Annotated in this window: 20 protein-coding genes; 9 read left to right on the top strand and 11 right to left on the bottom strand. The window is 43.9% G+C overall.

Annotated features, from left to right (window positions below; all coding sequences use genetic code 11):
• Positions 1 to 229: 229 nt before the first annotated feature.
• The 7 genes from LZ23_RS14700 (at position 230) to LZ23_RS14665 (ending at position 8,695) form a co-directional block, all read left to right on the top strand.
• A complete protein-coding gene (locus tag LZ23_RS14700) occupies positions 230 to 2,362 on the top strand; it encodes a chemotaxis protein CheA (protein ID WP_045215234.1) in 2,133 nt (710 codons plus the stop codon).
• A gap of 197 nt (positions 2,363 to 2,559) precedes the next feature.
• Complete coding sequence (locus LZ23_RS14695; protein ID WP_045215232.1) at positions 2,560 to 3,624, top strand: protein-glutamate methylesterase/protein-glutamine glutaminase; 1,065 nt, start codon at positions 2,560 to 2,562, stop codon at positions 3,622 to 3,624.
• Between the two features lie 77 nt (positions 3,625 to 3,701).
• Positions 3,702 to 5,762 carry a methyl-accepting chemotaxis protein gene (locus LZ23_RS14690; RefSeq protein ID WP_045215230.1) on the top strand — a complete coding sequence of 687 codons (2,061 nt, stop codon included), beginning with the start codon at positions 3,702 to 3,704 and terminating at the stop codon, positions 5,760 to 5,762.
• 83 nt (positions 5,763 to 5,845) lie between these two features.
• Entirely contained in the window at positions 5,846 to 6,349 is a 504-nt protein-coding gene (locus tag LZ23_RS14685; RefSeq protein ID WP_045215228.1) for a chemotaxis protein CheW, read from the top strand.
• A gap of 382 nt (positions 6,350 to 6,731) precedes the next feature.
• Positions 6,732 to 7,574, top strand: coding sequence for a CheR family methyltransferase (locus LZ23_RS14675; protein ID WP_045215225.1), 843 nt, complete (start codon positions 6,732 to 6,734; stop codon positions 7,572 to 7,574).
• 100 nt (positions 7,575 to 7,674) lie between these two features.
• A complete protein-coding gene (locus LZ23_RS14670; protein ID WP_045215224.1) occupies positions 7,675 to 7,875 on the top strand; it encodes a Trm112 family protein in 201 nt (66 codons plus the stop codon).
• Position 7,876: 1 nt separating this feature from the next.
• The gene (locus tag LZ23_RS14665; RefSeq protein WP_045215222.1) at positions 7,877 to 8,695 is read left to right on the top strand and encodes a TatD family hydrolase; all 819 of its coding nucleotides are present in this window, start codon (positions 7,877 to 7,879) and stop codon (positions 8,693 to 8,695) included.
• 19 nt (positions 8,696 to 8,714) lie between these two features.
• Here the strand turns inward: LZ23_RS14665 and LZ23_RS14660 are convergent, their stop codons facing one another.
• From LZ23_RS14660 to rpmE, 10 genes are all read right to left on the bottom strand, one after another.
• Positions 8,715 to 9,434: a Crp/Fnr family transcriptional regulator gene (locus LZ23_RS14660; RefSeq protein WP_045215220.1), complete on the bottom strand. Its 720-nt coding sequence runs from the start codon at positions 9,432 to 9,434 to the stop codon at positions 8,715 to 8,717.
• A gap of 15 nt (positions 9,435 to 9,449) precedes the next feature.
• The gene (locus tag LZ23_RS14655) at positions 9,450 to 9,848 is read right to left on the bottom strand and encodes a hypothetical protein (protein WP_045215218.1); all 399 of its coding nucleotides are present in this window, start codon (positions 9,846 to 9,848) and stop codon (positions 9,450 to 9,452) included.
• 405 nt (positions 9,849 to 10,253) lie between these two features.
• Positions 10,254 to 10,490 carry a DUF4911 domain-containing protein gene (locus LZ23_RS14650; protein WP_045215217.1) on the bottom strand — a complete coding sequence of 79 codons (237 nt, stop codon included), beginning with the start codon at positions 10,488 to 10,490 and terminating at the stop codon, positions 10,254 to 10,256.
• Positions 10,487 to 11,554 (bottom strand): M24 family metallopeptidase, encoded by a 1,068-nt coding sequence (locus LZ23_RS14645; protein WP_045215216.1) that lies wholly within the window; start codon positions 11,552 to 11,554, stop codon positions 10,487 to 10,489. The genes LZ23_RS14650 and LZ23_RS14645 overlap by 4 nt, the downstream gene beginning before the upstream one ends.
• A 55-nt stretch (positions 11,555 to 11,609) precedes the next feature.
• On the bottom strand, positions 11,610 to 12,533 hold the full coding sequence (gene era, locus LZ23_RS14640) for a GTPase Era (protein WP_045215214.1): 924 nt from the start codon (positions 12,531 to 12,533) through the stop codon (positions 11,610 to 11,612).
• 491 nt (positions 12,534 to 13,024) lie between these two features.
• Positions 13,025 to 13,705 (bottom strand): DUF554 domain-containing protein, encoded by a 681-nt coding sequence (locus LZ23_RS14630; protein WP_045215212.1) that lies wholly within the window; start codon positions 13,703 to 13,705, stop codon positions 13,025 to 13,027.
• A gap of 141 nt (positions 13,706 to 13,846) precedes the next feature.
• Positions 13,847 to 14,770 (bottom strand): UDP-3-O-acyl-N-acetylglucosamine deacetylase, encoded by a 924-nt coding sequence (lpxC, locus tag LZ23_RS14625; protein WP_045215211.1) that lies wholly within the window; start codon positions 14,768 to 14,770, stop codon positions 13,847 to 13,849.
• A 147-nt stretch (positions 14,771 to 14,917) separates the two neighbouring features.
• Positions 14,918 to 15,769 (bottom strand): peptide chain release factor N(5)-glutamine methyltransferase, encoded by an 852-nt coding sequence (gene prmC, locus LZ23_RS14620; RefSeq protein ID WP_052507407.1) that lies wholly within the window; start codon positions 15,767 to 15,769, stop codon positions 14,918 to 14,920.
• A gap of 5 nt (positions 15,770 to 15,774) precedes the next feature.
• Entirely contained in the window at positions 15,775 to 16,845 is a 1,071-nt protein-coding gene (gene prfA, locus LZ23_RS14615; RefSeq protein ID WP_045215209.1) for a peptide chain release factor 1, read from the bottom strand.
• A 215-nt stretch (positions 16,846 to 17,060) separates the two neighbouring features.
• Positions 17,061 to 17,279, bottom strand: coding sequence for a 50S ribosomal protein L31 (gene rpmE / locus LZ23_RS14610; protein ID WP_045215207.1), 219 nt, complete (start codon positions 17,277 to 17,279; stop codon positions 17,061 to 17,063).
• A 255-nt stretch (positions 17,280 to 17,534) separates the two neighbouring features.
• On the opposite strand from rpmE, the gene rpsB reads away from it, so the two are divergent.
• Together rpsB and tsf are read left to right on the top strand one after the other, a co-directional pair.
• Positions 17,535 to 18,335 carry a 30S ribosomal protein S2 gene (gene rpsB / locus LZ23_RS14605; RefSeq protein ID WP_045215559.1) on the top strand — a complete coding sequence of 267 codons (801 nt, stop codon included), beginning with the start codon at positions 17,535 to 17,537 and terminating at the stop codon, positions 18,333 to 18,335.
• Complete coding sequence (gene tsf, locus LZ23_RS14600; protein ID WP_045215205.1) at positions 18,336 to 18,935, top strand: translation elongation factor Ts; 600 nt, start codon at positions 18,336 to 18,338, stop codon at positions 18,933 to 18,935.
• Positions 18,936 to 18,999: 64 nt separating this feature from the next.
• Here tsf and LZ23_RS25125 read toward each other — a convergent pair.
• On the bottom strand, positions 19,000 to 19,309 hold a 310-nt coding region (locus tag LZ23_RS25125; RefSeq protein ID WP_232300504.1), incomplete at its 5' end, for a hypothetical protein.

Genomic DNA, 19,309 nt, shown 5'->3' with positions numbered 1-19,309 from the left:
CTGGCTGTGCTCATAACGCATTTTATACATGAACATTTAATTTGGGGGAGAACTGGAATTTTAGCGGTAAAGGCTGAAGGTTTAGGGTTATGGATATTACTGCTCTTGTCGGTGTCAAGTAATTTTCTTTTTTTTGTTACAGGATTAAAGCGGTAAGTCTATATAGATGTTTTTTTGCACAAAAGTTCAATGTAATCTTGTTTTTTTTTCATTCCATCAGGAGGCTTGAATGTCCATTGCTGATCAAGGCCGCCAGGCTTATCTGGTAGAAGCTGCGGAACTTCTGGACGAACTTGAGAAGGGGCTGCTTGATCTTGAGCAAACCCCTGACGATCAAGACTTGATCAACCGAATTTTCAGAGCCATGCATACCATTAAGGGATCAGGTTCAATGTTTGGCTTTGATGAGATCGCTGATTTTACCCACGAAGTTGAAACGGTTATGGATCAGGTCAGGGAAGGCGTAGTAGCTCTTAATATGGAACTTGTTGATATTCTTTTCAAATCCAGAGATCTTATAAGTGATATGCTTTATGATCGTGGACAGGACAGGCCGGCCAGAACAAAGGAGATCATTGAAAATCTTAAGAAAAATGTAGGGTCAAATACAACTGCCCAAGATTCAGAATATAATGCTTTAGATGAGGACTCTGATGATGACAATCAAGCCGGTGAACTTAATACCTACCGAGTCAAGTTCAAGCCGGATAAAAATATTTTTTTTACAGGTGCCAAGCCTTTGGCCCTGCTGGACGAATTGTTCGACATGGGGATTTGTGAGCTTAAGTCGGATGTTCCCAAGGACAGCCCTCTTTGCAGGATAATTGCCAGGACAGATGCCATTCCTGACATTTCAGAAATGAATCCGGAGATGTGCTATACTTGGTGGGATATTATTCTGACTACAACCGAGGATGAGAATGCCATCAGGGATATCTTCATGTTTGTAGAAGATGATTGCGAATTGATAGTTGAAAAACTGACCCGGTCCGGTGAAATTGATACAGAAGAGGCACATGACAAGCTTGGAGAGATTCTTATACGAAGGGGCGCCTTGACGCCTGATGATGTTGATGAAGTTTTAAGGCTGCAGAAAAAAATCGGCAGCATGCTTGTGCAAAGTGGTAAAGTGTCAGCCCAGGAAGTAGCTTCCGCACTGGCTGAACAGGAGATAGTCCAAAAGGCTGAGTCACGTAAAAAGGCAACTGCTGAAGTTGCCAGCATCAGGGTTGATTCCGGCAAGCTGGATAATCTTGTGGATCTCGTGGGTGAGCTGGTCATAGCTCAGGCCCGGCTTAATCAAATCGTTACAGAGATTCACTCTTCCAGTCTCCAGTCTCTTGCAGAAGAAATGGAAAGACTTTCCGATTCTTTGCGTGACAGCACCCTTGGTATCAGGATGATGCCCATAGGTGCAACCTTCAGCAAGTTCACCAGACTGGTCAGGGATCTTTCCAAAGATCTAAATAAGGAAATCAGGCTTGTTACCAAGGGAGCTGATACTGAACTTGATAAAACTGTGATAGAACGCCTCAACGATCCTCTTGTTCATTTACTGCGTAACAGTATCGATCATGGAATTGAAGATCCTGACATAAGAAAGGCAGCCGGCAAAAACAAGCAGGGGACCATAACTCTTTCTGCAGCTCATGCCGGGGGAGAAGTGGTCATTGAAATAGCAGACGACGGCAAAGGTCTGGATTCCCAGGTCATAAGACAAAAGGCAGTAGAAAGGGGCCTGATTGCTGCTGATTCTGATATAAGTGACAGAGAAGTGCAGCAATTGATTTTTGAGCCGGGTTTTTCCACTGCATCTAAGGTGACCGGGGTTTCAGGCCGCGGTGTAGGTATGGATGTCGTAAAAAGAGGCATTGAAGCCCTGCGGGGGCACATTTTTCTGGAAAGTGAAAAGGATAAAGGCACCAGGGTTTCCATTAAACTTCCTCTAACTCTGGCCATTATTGACGGTCTGCAGATTAAAGTAGGCGATGACAATCTGGTCATACCCCTTTCTGTTGTTGAGGAGTGTGTAGAGCTGAAATCTGACGGTCAGGCCAAAGAATCTAAAAGTGTTATTAATCTGCGCGGTGAGATAGTACCTTATGTCAGACTTGGTGACTGGTTCAATATTACCAGCCATGAACTCAATATTGAGCAGATTGTCATTGTCAATGTTAAAAATCAGCGGGTGGGACTTGTTGTTGACAAGGTTGTCGGGCAGCATCAGACAGTAATCAAGAGTCTTGGTCATGTTTATCAGAACGTAAGGGGCTTATCCGGGGCCACAGTGCGTGGAGACGGGAGCATGGCTTTAATCCTTGATGTGCCGACCCTGGTTGAGGATGTTGTGGCTGAACAATAGCGAGCTTTCATGCAGTCTATGAGAGCTTGAAAAAATATTATCACTATAGCAAAACTTATCAATTTTTCCAGGATGTTTCAAATTGGGGCATGCATTTTTTCAGCTGTCAAATGCCTGCAAACCCAGGATACAGAACTGCCAGTTCAGGCAGGTCAATAATGAGGTTGTGCTGTAGCATTACTTAGAGAGATATCAATATGGCAATAAAAGTACTGATTGTTGATGATTCAGCTTTGGTCAGGCAGACCATGACTGAGATATTGTCCAGTGACCCGGGCATCAAGGTCATCGGCGCTGCAGTTGATCCTTTTGCAGCAGTAAAAAAAATGGAAGAGCAGATTCCTGATGTTCTGACCTTAGATGTAGAAATGCCCCGTATGGACGGTATTACATTTTTGCGAAAAATCATGACGCAACATCCTATTCCTGTGGTTATCTGTTCCACATTAACCACCCAGGGTGCAGAAACTACAATGAAGGCTCTGGAATACGGTGCTGTGGAAATCATTCAAAAGCCAAAAGTTGGTACAAGACAATTTCTTGAAGAGTCCAAGGTTAGAATATGCGATGCGGTAAAAGCTGCGGCTCAGGCCAAGCTCAAGCCTCTGTCCAAAATGGTTCAGGTTAAGAAAAAAATGAGTGCAGACGCTGTTCTGCCTCCGCCAAGCACCAGGGCAATGGCCGAAACTACAGAAAAAGTTGTTGTTGTAGGTGCCTCAACAGGAGGTACAGAAGCACTTCGCATTTTTCTGGAAGCCATGCCCTTAGACTGTCCTGCCATTGCCGTAGTCCAGCATATGCCTGAGAATTTTACTGCAGCCTTTGCTGCCCGTCTCAACAGTATTTGCAGGATTTCTGTCCAGGAAGCGAAAGATGGTGCAACAATGTTAAGGGGGCATGCATTGATTGCCCCGGGCAACAGGCATATGATGCTCAAACGCAGCGGTGCAAGATATTTTGTTCAGATTAAAGATGGTCCGCTGGTTTCCAGACACAGACCTTCAGTGGATGTACTTTTTCGTTCTGCAGCGCGATATGCAGGAGCAAACGCCATTGGCATCATAATGACAGGCATGGGCGATGACGGAGCCAAAGGTATGAAAGAAATGCACGATGCCCGTGCCTTTTGTATAGCTCAGGACGAGGAGACAAGTGTAGTATTCGGAATGCCGCATGAGGCAATAAAGCTTGGTGGTGTGGACAAAGTAGCACCATTGCAGGCTATACCCCGGGAGTTGATTAAGGCTGTCATCAGAAAGTAATTACATACTTTCAGTCATGACGCTTATTAATATCGAGTAACGGCTGAATTAGTGCCAAAAGCCCAAGGAGGTTACAGATGAAGAACATAAAGCTTGGAGTCAAATTGCTTGGTGGATTTATTGTGGTGGCAGTTATTGTTCTCATTGTAGGCTTTTTTGGCTGGCGGGGTGCAAACAATCTGTCCGGTCATATCGAAGAAATTGGTGAAGTCAGGTTGCCCAGTATAGATTATCTTAGACAGATTGAAGCTGAATTTGAAAATATCATGGTTTCAATTCGTACGCTGCTCAATCCTGATTTGAGCATGGAACTCAGAAGGGAACAATATGCCAATATAGATTCAGCAAGAGACAGATATCAGCGCGCGCTTGAACGGTTTGAACCACTTCCCCAGACCCAGGAAGAAGCTGCTATCTGGAGGGATTTTATGCCGAGACTGCAGGAATGGGGCAGAGTGAACAATGAGTTCCTGCAGATGTCCAGGCAGCTTGAATCCATTGGAATCCTCAATACAGAGGAGTTTATAGGGCAGTTGCAGCAGTTTAGAGGTGATCACTATGCCTTGATGGATAATGTCGGCAGGATGATTCTGACCGGCCAGACTTTTCAGGGACAGGATGATCCGACTGCCTGTAATTTCGGGCGGTGGCTGTCTGATTTTAGTATAGACAATCAACAGATTAACAGTATCCTGCGGGATATTGTTCCAGGACATAATGCCTTTCACCGAAGTGTGGCTGAAGTGCGTAGCCATGTTGACCAGAATAATGAACAGCTGGCTGTAGATGAATTTATCAGCGTTATGGTGCTGGCTGCTGACGCTACCTTTGACTATTTCTATCGGTTGATTAATCTGGCTGAAGAGGCAGATGCACTTTATGGTGAAATGAACATACTGGCCATGGTAGATGGAGTGGAAGCACAGCGGGCCACCATGGATGTCCTGGAAAGAGTCATACATATTAACGAGCAGGTGGCTGAAGAAGGAGTTGCCCAGGCAAACTTAGACGCGGCCCAGGCAGTAACCATTGCCATAGCCGGTATGGCCATAGGAGTTTTTCTGGCTATAATACTCGGCATTTTGTTAACCAGGGCAATTACAAATCCTGTAGCCAAGGGTGTGACATTTTCACAAAAAATGGCTGCAGGTGACATGACTGCACATCTTGATGTGGAACAAAAGGATGAGATAGGTATTTTGGCTGGCGCAATGCAGGCCATGCGCAACAAGTTGAGCGAGGTGGTGCAGGAAGTTAAGACTGCCTCGGAAAATGTTGCCTCTGGAAGCCAGGAATTATCAGCATCATCAGAGGAGATGTCTCAAGGAGCGACTGAGCAGGCTGCTTCAGTGGAAGAGGTTTCCTCAAGCATGGAAGAGATGGCAGCCAATATTAAGCAAAATACAGACAATGCCGCACAAACTGAGAAAATTGCAATCCAGGCAGCAAGAGATGCTGAAGAAGGCGGTAAGGTTGTTTTTCAGGCAGTGGATGCCATGAAGCAGATTGCAGATAAGATTTCAATTATCGAAGAAATTGCCCGCCAGACAAATTTGCTTGCGCTAAATGCTGCTATTGAAGCGGCAAGAGCAGGCGAAGCCGGTAAAGGTTTTGCGGTTGTAGCTTCGGAAGTCAGAAAGCTTGCGGAAAGAAGTCAGACTGCAGCGGCTGAAATTATCGATCTGTCAGGATCCAGCGTAGAAGTAGCTGAAAAAGCAGGAGAAATGCTGAAAAAGATAGTTCCTGATATACAGAAAACTGCTGAACTTATACAGGAAATTTCTGCTGCAAGCAGGGAGCAGAATTCAGGTGTGGAACAGATCAACCAGGCAGTTCAGCAACTTGACCAGGTCATTCAGCAAAACGCTTCTGCAGCAGAACAGATGTCATCTACTGCTGAAGAACTCTCCAGCCAGGCTGAACAATTGCAGGCCACCATGGCCTTTTTCAAGGTGGGTGATGAGCAGGCTTTTTCAGGCAGAAGATCAAGGCCAAAAGTTGCCTTAAAAAAACAGACTAAAAATAATCCACAGCCTCACAACAAGCAATCTCTGAACAGCGGAAATAAAAGCAGAGAGGGTCGCTTTGCTTTAGATATGGGAGATGATGACCTGGATAAAGACTTTGAAAAGTTTTAGTTAATTACATAAAAAATGATTTTTTCTGAACCTGAAAGCCTGAAGTTTTGCTTTATGCAAGCCTACCATAATAAGGAGTAGATATGGCTGAAAAAGATAAAACTGCTATTGCGGCCAATCAATACCTGACCTTTACTTTGGCTGATGAGCTTTATGCCATTGATATTTCGCAAGTCTGGGAGGTTTTGGATTATGTACCTGTAACAAAGGTGCCAAGAACTCCGGACTTCCTTCTTGGGATCATCAATCTGCGAGGCAAAGCTGTACCTGTTGCTGATTTACGACTCAAGTTAGGTCTGGAAAAGACAGAACGAACCGTACACACCTGCATTATTATTGTTGAGGTGCTCATGGATGGTGAATCAACTATTATGGGAGCTTTATCTGATTCTGTGCAGGAAGTTTTTGAAATCAAACCGGAAGACATTGAACCGGCACCCAGGATGGGAGCCAAGGTCAAAACAGAATTTATATATGGCATGGCCAAACAAAATGATGAATTTGTAATAATTATTGATGTTAATAAGGTTTTTTCATCAGAAGAAATTGGCATGGTCAAGGAAGCAGGAGATAGCAGGCTGGAATAGTAAGAAGTCTGGTTTACCGTACGTCCGCGTAATAATTTTTTGTGAGAACTCACGTTAACTTTAAGTGCAGGCAGGTATGTAACAGCTTAGAGTTTTGGGACTGTCCCCTTCTTTTCTAATAAAACAAGGGCTGGGAGAGCCAGTCCCCCTCCGGGCTGTATGCCTCCGGGCAGGAAGCCGTGCCACATGCAAATGGCTAAACTGTTACGAAATATTTTAAAATATTGGGACAGGCATTTTTGCCGTTGGAAAGTTTTAAGCAGCATAATAATATTAAAGGCAGAAAAGCCAGTTTCCTGGTACCAACATATAAGTTTGGCTGCATTGCTTACTGTTCATCATATTTATACTCTGTTGATCATAAGAGGATCAAACTTAATAAATGGCAACCAATCTTACGAATAAGAAGCTGTCTGATCGAGATTTTAAAAAACTCAGTCAGTTTATCAGTTCTGAGTGCGGAATTAAAGTACCTCCCACCAAAAGAACTATGTTGGAGTCACGGCTGCAAAGACGTTTACGATCTCTTAGCATGAATGATTACAAAGATTATTGTGAGTACCTGTTCAGCTTAAAGGGCTTAGAAATTGAGATGCCTCATCTGATGGATGCGGTTACTACCAATACAACTCACTTTTTCCGAGAGCCCAAGCATTTTGATTATCTGTATAACCAGGTACTGCCAAAGTGGTATCAAAGGTTTAATGGCCAAAAGGATTTAGTTGTCTGGAGTGCGGGTTGTTCTTCGGGTGAGGAGCCCTATACTCTCGCCATGGTGTTGTCAGAGTTTGCTGAACAACACCAGGGCTTTTCATTCACGATTGTGGCTACAGACATCAATAATGAGGTTCTGGAAAAGGCTGAAAGAGCCATATATTCTCAGGACAAGGCGGAAAACATTCCTCCACTGCTAAGGCGTAAATATCTATTGCGCAGCAAGGACAGGAAACGTGGGTTGGTTCGGGTTGTACCAAGTCTTAGAAACAGGGTCAGGTTCAGACGTCTTAACTTTATGGAAGAGTTTGGCTTCAGAGAGCCTATGGATATAATTTTCTGCCGCAATGTGATGATTTATTTTGACAGAGCAGTGCAGGAAAAACTATTGCGTAACTTTGTTTCTCATTTAGCACCAAAAGGATACATATTCATTGGGCATTCAGAGAGCCTTAGCGGTATGGAGCTTGGTCTTGAGCAGGCAGCACCTACTGTTTACAGGAAAGCCTGATTTTTTATTTTTCCAAAAGCGGGTGTGACCATAGCAAATAACATCTGTCTTACCTGGGCGCGCCCGGGTAAGACATTTTCAGCAAAGGAGAGAAGATATAATGGCGCTGAATAAAGAACTTCTGGATATTCTGGCTTGCCCCAAATGCAAGTCGGATTTGCAGCTGATGAACAATGAAGAAGGTTTAAAATGTTCCAGCTGTGTAGTTGTTTATCCTGTCAGGGAGGAGATTCCGGTAATGCTTATTGACGAGGCCATTCCTCTTGATCAGTGGGAACAGGGCGTTAGAGAGAAAAAATAGCATGTCAAGGAAAAAACCAAGGCCTCAGCCCCAAGATCTTGTTTTGCCTCCAGGCGGAGCTGACAGTCATGCCCATTTGACCATGGGCGATCTGGCAAAAGAAATTGATGAGGTCATTATAAGGGCCAGGGAATGTGGAGTTACCACCATTGGTAATGTTGTACTCGGCAGTGAAGCTTATGAAAAACAACATATGCTTTTTGATAATTTAGATCAGGTTTTTCTCATTCACGGAGTTCATCCTCATGAAGCGAGACACTACTCAGATGATGAACATGAAAGAATTTGGAATGCTGTAAAACATAATCCCAGAGTAAAGGCTGTAGGCGAGACCGGCCTTGATTATTTTTACAAGCACAGTCCTGTTGAGGAGCAGCAAAAAGCTTTTAAAATGCAGCTGGAAATGGCCTCTTCATTAGACCTGCCTGTGGTTGTGCACTCCAGGGATGCTTATGAGGATACCATTAAAATACTCATGGATATGGGTTTCAGAGACCGTCCTCTTTTATGGCATTGTTTTGGGCAGGGTCCTGATGAAGCAAAAAAAATCATGGCCATGGGCTGGCACATATCCATACCAGGCAGTGTTACCTTTAAAAAAAATGATGCTTTGCGTCGTGCTGCAGCTATTATTGAATTAGACAGAATGCTCATGGAAACTGATTGCCCGTTCCTTGCTCCAGAACCTTACAGAGGCAAACAAAACGAACCTGCTTTAATGGTATTTACTGCTCAGAAAATAGCTGAAATAAAAGATATGGATCTGGAAAAAGTCTGGATTCAGGCCGGAGACAATTGCCGTAATTTTTTTCAGGCTTAAAAGAACATGCAATTTTTTTTCACTGCCCTGCAGTGGAGTCAGCGAGAGCTTTAGTGGTATGAGCCAGGCGCTGTGACATGGCTTTTATGATTCTCATGGCTATGCCTGGATAGTCTGCAAGTATATTCTGTAACTGGTGGCCTGGATATACCTCCAGAATAGAGTTGCCAAGAGATCTGACACTGGCTGTCCTTTTTTCACCGAGAATAATGGCCATTTCTCCAAAAAATTCCCCCGGAGTATTCAATGTAGCGAGTTTGTGACCACTGCGCGACACTTCAAGACCTTTATCTGAAGAAACAATGCGAAATATATCCGTATCCTCCTGACCCTCCTGAATTACCCATTGGTTTTCAGTGTATGACCTGATTTCCCCTACAAAATGCATGTCATTCTGTTCATGCTCAACGTTCTCACCAATCTCATTCCACAATTTACCAAGCTGTTTGCTCATGGAGCTGAAAATCTGATGGAAAAGATCCGGACTGGTGCTGATCATGTCCAGAATATCAGAATAATGGTATTCTGATATTCTTGTTTGCCTGCTGACTATTGCTGAGTAGAGGTAGCTGGTTTCCGGAAAAAAAACCGGCTCAGCACCGAGAACAGATTCAGGTCCAAGTTCAATAACTTTTTTACCGTGGCAAAGGATATCCACACGACCGGAAAGAATAACATATATCCTGTCAGCTTCCATACCCTGGGAAATAATCTGTGTGCCTGGATCAACAAGTGTCACGATATTGTCTCTTTATTATCTGAATTGAATTTCTTTTAAGTCGCGGGCCTGAAAGCTGACTCTACCCCAGTCAGTCAGTCCGACAAAGGTGGTATCAGGCTGGATGTAAAAGTCCATGACATCGTCATTGAGAAAATGCAACTTAGCCAGTACTTTCTCATCCTGGAGATAAAGCCTGATGAGTTTTACTTTGCCAAAATCTATGCTTGCCTCGGCTGCTCCGGTTTGTGCCTTAAGATGGGTAGATCCCTCAGCAGACAGGTTTTGAACATCAAATGTGTTGTCCTGCTCATCAATGATGGTTGCCCTGAAAAGTCGGTCATTAGCAGCTCCGGATGGACTCATGCCAGGGGCGCCGGACATGGCCAGGCAAAGAAACGACAGAAGCATGAGGGCAGTAATTTTTATTTTCATTTTTTTCTCCAGTTAAGTAACAGTTCTAACCTTTAGCCATTTGCATGTGTCAGAGAGACTGGATTTTCCAGTACCTTTTTTGTTAAGTCTATTGTATCTATTCAGCATACTTTTATGCTTCTCTACAGGCAGTCTTCTGTGCTCCCTTTTTTTTTCTGGATTCCGTGCTTTCGCCGGAATGACGGTAAAGAGTAAGAATTTGCTTTAACCGTCACCCCGGACTTGATTCGGGGTCCAGTATTGGGCATTTCGATTTACAAAGTGGCAGCTGTATGGTGAAAAGTTACAAACTATTTTTAAATCAAAAAAAAAAGACTGGGATGCCATGTTCCTCTGCTAACTTTAAAAAAACAGGCTAAACTGATACTTAGATTCATTGTGTGTTGTATATCAGGGTTTATGAAATCAAACAGGCATATAAATGATCTTGAAAACGAGATCCTGACCGGCCTCATCCAAAAAGTTCTGGATAGCATGCTCAAATCCGTAACCAAAGACAATTTGAACTACGGCAAGGTATTTATCAATAACAGTAAGGTAAGCCAAATTGTCCCGGGACTCAAGCAAAAACTTAAAAAATGCAATGTCTTTGCGGTTAAGACGGATATAGAGGCGTTGAGAAAAACAAGAGGATGTACTCAAAGAATTCTGGCTCCGTTATCTGTAATTAGTACCATGTACTCCCACCTTACCCCGCCCCAATCAGGATAATATAATCCCGGTTCAACACTGATGATCATGCCTGCCTTGAACGTGCCAGTGGTTCTTGGCCCAACACTTGGCGGTTCGTGAGTTTCAAGGCCAATGCCATGGCCCAGAGCGTGAGTGAAGTGCTCATGTACTTTATGTTTTTCAAAAAATGATCTTGCAAGAAAATAGGCCTCCCTTATGGGCATTCCTGGCCCTATCTCCATGATAGCAATGTTTTGGGCTTCCATAACCAGGTCCTTAACTTCCATGAATTTTCTGGTTGGAGTACTACCCACCCAGAAGGTTCTGGTCTGATCAGAGCAATAATCATCAAGACGGCAACCCATATCAATTAGTAAGGGAGTTTCCTCGGGAATTGGCCTGTTACGGGGTATTGCATGCGGCTGAGCCGCGTTTTTACCAGCAGCCACAATGGTTGAAAAACTCAAACCTGATGCTCCATGTTCTCTGAAATATTTTTCTGCTCTCCAGGCTACCTCAGTTTCACTTATGCCTGGTTCAATAATTTTTTCCAAAAGCCTGAAGACATGGTGGTTAAGTTGACATGACTTTTCTATCAAACGAATTTCTTCAGCATCTTTTATCATTCTCAGGCTTTCAACAAGATTCTGGACTGGCTTGAGATCAAACTCTCTGGAGAGGCTCTGAAAAAAATCAAACTTCATCCATTGCGGTTCAAAGGCAAGAGATTTTACACCAATTTTTTTTAGAAATTCATTAATTTTTTTGAATTTGTCTGCAGAGTAGATAAAAATTTCATTTATAGAACTATGCTGCTTTGCTGTATCCTGATATCTTGGGTCTGTCAGAAGATATGTTTTGTCCTTTGAAATAATCAGGTAACCGGAACTCTCATTGCATTGAGGATCAAAAAGTTCAAAGCCGCTGAGATAAAACCTGTTGGCAGGGCTTTGTATCAGGAAAAAATCTACACCGTTCTGACTCATCATACTTTGTAATTGCTGAATTCTGTGCTGGTATTTTGATAAGTTCATTTTTTTGCAGAGTTATTATAATTTGGTGATTTTTTTGATAAACGTACTTTCTGGATCAACCAAGACCAAGGGCGGAAAGTATGCCCTGGTTTTCGTTCCATCCTGGCCTGACCTTGACCCAGGTTTCCAGAAAGACCTTTTTGCCGGTCAAGTCCTGGATTTCCTGCCTGGACTCAATGCCGACCTGCTTTAAAAGCTGACCTTTTTTTCCAATGACAATGGATTTGTGTGAGCTTTTTAAGACATAAATCAACGCATTGATACGGATTAACGAATTATCTTCCTGCCATGACTCAATTTCAACAGCCAAACCATACGGAACTTCCTGTCTGGTTTTCATAAAAAGCTTTTCTCTTAAAATTTCAGCTGCCATAAAACGAACTGGTAAAGTGGAAATTTGATCAGCAGGATAAAGGGCATCTCCCTGAGGCAGCATTGCAATTATCTTTTTGAGCAGTTCCTGGCAACCATCATTTTTGTAAGCGCTTACAGGCAATATTTCTCTTTCCGGAAAGAGTTGTCCAATATTCTCCATTACAGGCAGCATGCTGTCTTTGAATTTGATTTTGTCGATTTTGTTGGCTGCAACAAGAAGGTTGGGCAGATCAGAGACCCGGCTTGCCAGGGGTTTAAGCTCCTGTAACAATAATTTTTCTTTGCCGGTATAGCGGGCTGTATCTGCAAGAAGTATAACAGCATCTGAAGACACAAGACCTTCCATGGCAGTTCTGTTGAGCAGATCATTCATTCTGCCTCCAGCCCTGTTAATTCCGGGAGTGTCCAAGAAAACTATCTGGCAGTCATCTTTAGTAAGGATGCCTGTAATTCTGTTTCGGGTTGTTTGGGGCCGCGGGGTGACAATGGCCACCTTTTCTCCCACAAGAGTATTCATCAGGGTCGACTTTCCGGCATTGGGTAAACCTATCAAAGCTACCACTCCGAAACGATAATGAGATATTTGAGATGGATTGTGATTCATATGGTATAAATTGTATTTGTTTAGTCATTTGCGTATGACTCTGAAATTTGTTTAAAATCTTTTCACCCGGGCGGTCCGGTAGTCGAACCTGTGAGTAACTTAACGAGTCTGTCACTTTTCTGGAAATTGGGACAGTCCCCGCGAGGTACTATAAAAAAGATTGATGCTGCATTGGTTCCTGGAAAAATTTGCTTAAATGAAAAAATTTACACAGCGAGGGACAGTCCCTGTGCCAGGCGCAAAGCTCTCATCTTTGACGGAACTTTTCTGGTAATTGAGAATCAATCATATGTAAAAATCTTAAAATTGTGAAAACTATAACCGTCTGATTTTGTTAATAATTTGATTTTAGTTACTTAGAAGAAGCACTATGTCCTTGCCACTAATCTTTGCTAAAAAGAGGTTATTCAGGGGCAAGAAAGCATGCCCAAGGAAAACTTAGAATGACACGGAATATGCGTTGCTTCATAATATTTTGTGCGTAACCTGCCTTAATTCAAAATCCAGGCAAAAAATACAACATAGACGATGGATGGAAGTAGATTTGTTACATTTACTTTCTTGATGTCAAGAAGAGAAATGCCAATGCCCATAATTAAAAGGCCACCAACAGCGGTTATCTGGGTGATAATCATGGGAGTGAAAAAAGCCTGGGATTGAGATGCAGCTATGGTAATGGAGCCTTGATAGATAAGGACCGGCAAGGCGGAAAAAAGTACACCCATTCCATAGGTTGAGGCCAGAGGGATACTGATGAATCCGTCCAGAATGGACTTGGTCAGCAGAATGGTTCGTTCGCCTCGTATGCCTTCGTCTATGGAACCCAGGATGGCCATGGAGCCAATACAAAAAATCAATGATGCTGTAACAAAACCATCAGTAAACCCTGTATCTCTGGACTTGATTCTATTTTTAAGAATGTTTCCAAGATTGGTAAGTCTCTGATCCAGCCTCAAGAGTTCTCCTGTGACCGCGCCAAGCAAAACAGAAAATACCACAAGCACTATGTTGTCATACTTCAGGGCCATATCTATTCCAATGACCAGCACGCTCAAACCAATGCCCTGATAAACTATGGTTCTGACCCGATCAGGAAAGTTCCGTCCAAGAAGTACTCCTATAAGGCTCCCCAGGATAATGGCGCAGGCATTGACAATGGTTGCAACAGGCATTTTATGGTCCTAATGGGCTTTAGGTCGGTCATGCTCGAAGTAGTGGAAAGAAGATATTCTCTGAAGCGGGAACTGTCCACATTAATTTGTCGGTGAAATGTGAGACGAATCCCATGAAAAAAAGGAAGCAGGAAATTAGACTCAGGCCATGGCCGGTTCTGCCACGGGCATTGGTCTATAGGAGGGTTGTCTGCCCTTTTTGGGAGAAGTATGAAAATCAACAGGACACAGAAAGTCTTCCTGATTTTCTTCAACAAACCTTAGAAAGGCATTGTTGAATGAGTGCCCTGAACAATGGACTTCAAAAGATCCCCAGAGATTAGCACCAAACAGTGACATGTCTCCGATAAAGTCCAGAATCTTGTGCCTGACGGGTTCATCAGTGAAGCGCATGCCACCAGGATTGATAACCCCATATTCATCTAAGACTACTGCGTTTTCTAATGATCCACCAAGAGCCAGTCCCATGTTCTGAAGCTGTTCTACGTCGCGCAAAAAACCAAATGTTCGGGCCTTGGCAAGGTACCTGATGAACTGGTGTGGCTGGTTCTCAAAAATAAAGTTCTGTCTGCCCACCATGGGGTGATCAAAATTAATGGTGTATTTCACTCTCATGCCCTGGTATGGAGTAACCTTGATCCAGCGACTGTCAGACTTGAAAACCACAGGTTTTTTAAATTTAAGGATGTTTTTGGTCTGATTTTGTTTTTTAATGCCGGTTGAGCGGATAAGGAAGACAAACGATGCTGCACTGCCGTCCATGATGGGAAGTTCTGAACCATCAACCTCGATCTCGATATTGTCAATGCCAAGCCCTGAAACAGCAGCAAGCAGATGTTCAACCGTGGAAATGCTGGTTCCGTTAGTACCTACTGTAGTTGCAAGCTCTGTGGAGGTGACGTTGTGCGGACTCAGAGGCAGTCTGCATTCACCGTCTTTGTTTTTGCGGATAAATACAATGCCAGTGTTTTCCCGGGCAGGGCGAAGACATAAAGAGACCTTGCGGCCGCTGTGCAGACCTACACCGGCGCACTTGATTTCTTTTTTGATGGTTTGTTGTTTCATGAAGTCCTCCTGACGAGGCATAAGCAAAAAGTGTTCCTAAAATTTGTTTATGTAAGTCTTTGAAATTGTTTGGTTTTATTTTTGAGGGTGCAGGATGAGTTGTGACTTTTTTTACAAAGTTTGTTTTTTTGTAACAGTTAAGAACTTTTATGTCCTCATCTTTGCTGTGATAATCCGGTCTAAGCCGGCCAGATCCTGGTGAACCATGAAACTTTTCCAGGTTGAGAAGATATCTTTTACCTGATGGGTCTGATTACTTCCCATTTCCATGAAAACCATGCCGTTTTTTTTGAGTAAATTCCTTGCTCTTGCTTCCACAAGCTTAATATGCCCCATGCCGGCATCATGAGAGACAAGTGCGATACGCGGTTCATAATCAACTACTTCACGGCTTGTTTCTAAGTATTCTTTTTCAGAGATGTATGGAGGGTTGGAAACAATGAAATCCAGGCTGTTCTCTTTGATGCCTTGTCCCATGTCTGATTGAAGGGATAAAATGGTGTCTTTAAGCTTAAGATTTGAAAAGTTGGCAGCAGCTGTCTGGAGGGCACGGAAACTTATATCGCAGGCAAGGCATCTGGATTGAGGCATCATGGCAGTGATGGCAGCAGCCAGAATGCCTGACCCGGTACCAAGGTCCGCAAAAAGCAAAGGGGTACGGGTGGAGTAAAATTGCTGCACCAGGTCAACAATAAGTTCTGTTTCAGGCCTGGGGGTCAGTACATCCTTACTAATCAGAAAAGGCAGTCCATAGAATTCTTTATGCCCAGTGATATACGCAACCGGTTCTCTAACTTTGCGACGCTCAATAAGGGTTAGAAAGAGTTCAGTCTGCTCTGGCGAAGGTATATGATCAGGGTGAGTAAAAAGGTATTCCTGGGAACAACCCATTGCATGAGCCAGGAGCAGGCGGGCTGAAAGCCGTGGTGAATCAACTTCCGCCTTATTTAATATTGCAGCAGTTTTGTTTAAAAGATCTGCGGTAGTGTTGCCTGCCACAAGAGTTAGGCCGCTTTTGCTTCCTTCAGGGCCTGAGCCTGAAAGTTCTGGATGAGTGGTTCTACAATATCGTCCAGCTGCCCTTCCAGAATTGCGTCAAGGTTGTAGAGTGTCAGGTTGATGCGGTGGTCGCTTACCCTGCCTTGAGGGAAGTTGTAGGTTCTTATACGTTCAGATCTGTCACCGGAACCAACCTGAGCTTTGCGGGTAGCAGCCATTTCCTTCTGCTGCTCTTCCTCCATCATGCTTAGAAGCCTCGAACGCAGGACCTTCATAGCCTTAGCCCTGTTTTTATGCTGGGATTTCTCATCCTGACATGAAACAACTAATCCGGTAGGGATATGGGTGACCCTTACTGCTGAGTCTGTAGTATTAACACTCTGGCCGCCGGGTCCTGAAGACCTGAAAACATCAACCCTGATTTCATTGGGATCGATTTTGAGATCTACCTCTTCTGCTTCCGGCATAATAGCCACTGTAACCGCAGAAGTGTGAATTCTACCTTGAGACTCGGTTTCAGGAACCCGCTGAACTCTATGAGTGCCTGATTCATATTTCAGCCTGCTGAAAACATAATTGCCGCTTATGGAGGCTATAACTTCCTTGAATCCACCGGTACCTGTCTCATTGACGCTTAAAAGTTCAACCTTCCAGCTGTTATTTTCTGCATACCTTGAATACATGCGAAAAAGATCTGCAGCAAACAAAGCGGCTTCCTCGCCTCCGGTGCCTGCCCTTATTTCCAGGATGATATTTTTTTCATCCATTGGGTCTTTGGGCAACAGTAGAATTTTGAGGCGTTCTTCAAGGTCATCACGTTCCTGCCTGAGGCGTTTGTCTTCAGCCTCTGCCAATTGACGCATCTCTGGATCCTTGTCTCGTAAAAGTTCGGTGTTCTCATCAATTTGAGATAAGATGTCCCGAAACTCCCGAAAAGCATGCACAACAGGAGCTAAGTCGGCATGTGATTTGGATAAGCGCCTGTAGTTATCCTGATCAGAGAAAATTTCCGGATCGCTGAGATCGCTTTCTATTTGAAGGTATTCCTGTTCTAACTGTTCCAACTTTGTCTGCATAGTCGTAGCCTGATTTTGCCGGGTTGATTATAAGGATAGCAGGGACAGACAGCCAGTACCTGTTTATTAGTAACAGTTTATCCCTTTGCATGTGGGATGGGGGCTGGATTTTCCGGGACCCACCTGCCTCAAAAAAGACACGAATAAAAACCCCTGCTTTCCTTAATTGATCTGAACCGTTCTGCTAGGGGAAACCAGCCCCAATGAGTGGACAATTAGTCCTGCTTGGCAGTGGTCTGTCCGTATTTTCTCTTGAACCTGTCTATACGCCCTGCTGTATCAATAAATTTTTGCTGACCAGTATAAAAGGGGTGGCATTGGGAGCAAATTTCAACATGGATGCTGTCGCCCACTGTGGATTTGGATTCAAACTCATAACCGCAGGAACAGGACACTTTGGTATCATGCAGCTTTGGATGAAGATCTTTTTTCATAAATATTACCTCCGAAAAAAATTAAATAACGTAATCAAATATCCCAAGGTTTATCGGTTGGCAAGAGATTTTCTTTGCAGAACAAAAAAAGTAGACAATTAGGAATCATAAAGCTTGCAATCCAGTTACATTTATTCTATGAAAACCAGTTCTCAAATCACACGTTCGCTTCAACCTTTGGGTGTCAGGCTCTTTGCGTTGGGTATAAGTTGTCTGAAAATTCAGGCGGACGGAGGATTAACCCAGGGAGGATTTATGGGATACGTTAGTATGAAGCAGATGCTGGAGACCGGAGTCCATTTCGGTCACCAGACAAGGCGCTGGAATCCGAAGATGAAACCTTATATTTTCGGTTCCAGGAAAGGCATTCACATTATTGATCTGCAACAGACAGTCAAGCTTTATCAGAAAGCTGATGACTTTATTGTGGATGTGGTGGCCTCGGGTAAAAAGGTTCTTTTTGTGGGCACGAAACGTCAGGCACGGGAAGTAGTCAGAACTGAGGCGGAAAGAGTGGGTATGTTTCATATCACCAACCGCTGGCTCGGCGGGACATTGACCAACTTTCAAACCATTAAAGGCAGTATTGAGCGTCTGAAAAGTCTGGAAAAAATGTTTGAAGACGGCTCTGTAAACAGGTTTCTAAAAAAAGAAATCGTTATGATGCAGCGCGAGATTAAGAAGCTTAACGCTGATCTGGGTGGAATCAAGGACATGGAAGATCTTCCGGGAGCAGCTTTTATCATTGATCCCAAAAAAGAAGACATAGCAGTCAAAGAATGCCGCAAGCTCGGCATCCCCATTGTGGCTGTGGTTGATACCAATTGTGATCCGGATATGATTGATTTTGTCATACCTGGTAATGACGACGCAATAAGAGCCATTAAGCTTTTTTCTGCAAGCATAGCAGATGCCTGTCTTGAAGGTGAAGCCAGAGCAGGAGAAAGGGATGGCCTTGATGATATGGCTGAAATGGAAGAAGTTCAGACAAATGATGCACAAGTTCCCACACAACAGCAAGAAGAGGTTCTTGAAGCAGTTCAGGAGGAAAAATAAATGATTGACGCTAAAATGGTAAAGGCCCTGCGCGACAAGACCGGAGCAGGGATGATGGATTGCAAGAAGGCATTGGAAACCACCAATGGCAATGAAGAAAAGGCTATGGTGTGGCTGCGTGAGAAAGGCCTTGCCAAAGCTCAAAAAAGAGCCGGCAGAGCTACATCAGAGGGCTGGATTGGATCTTATGTTCACTCCAACGGCAAAATCGCTGTTCTTGTGGAGCTTAAGTGCGAAACCGATTTTGTAGCCAAGAGTGATAATTTTCAGGCCCTGGCCAAGGATCTGGCCATGCAGATAGCTGCTACCTCTCCGGTATGTGTGACTCCGGATCAGCTGCCCCAGGATTTGCTGGAAAAGGAAAAGCAGATTTTTCTTCATCAGGCCAAGGAAGAGGGCAAGCCTGACAATATTGCCGAGAAAATAGTAGAGGGCAGGATTAAAAAGTATTACAAGGAAGTCTGCCTTCAGGAACAACCCTTCATTAAAGATGATTCCAAGACAATAAACGATCTTATTAATGAAACTATTGCCGTGCTGGGCGAAAGCATTCAGATAGGACGCTTTACCCGCATGGCTCTTGGCGAAGACGCCGAGTAATCCATAATAATAATGATAAAGGGCCTTTTCAGGCCCTTTTTTATGTGGAAATTTGTTTGTCAGGCTAGGAAGGTTGAAGGTTGGAAGGCTGAAGGCTGAAGGCTGAAGGCTGAAGGATGGAAGGCTGAAGGTTGGAAGGCTGAAGGATGGAAGGCTGAAGGATGGAAGGCTGAAGGATGGAAGGCTGAAGGCTGAAGGATGGAAGGCTGAAGGCTGAAGGATGGAAGGCTGAAGGCTGAAGGTTGGAAGGCTGAAGGCTGAAGGATGGAAGGCTGAAGGCTGAAGGCTGAAGGCTGAAGGATGGAAGGCTGAAGGATGGAAGGCTGAAGGTTGGAAGGCTGAAGGCTGAAGGTTGGAAGGTTGAAGGCTGAAGG

This window comes from Desulfonatronovibrio magnus, assembly GCF_000934755.1.
Lineage (GTDB): Bacteria > Desulfobacterota > Desulfovibrionia > Desulfovibrionales > Desulfonatronovibrionaceae > Desulfonatronovibrio > Desulfonatronovibrio magnus.
Note: the sequence above shows the minus strand (reverse complement) of the source record. Positions and strands in the feature narration are given on the sequence as shown.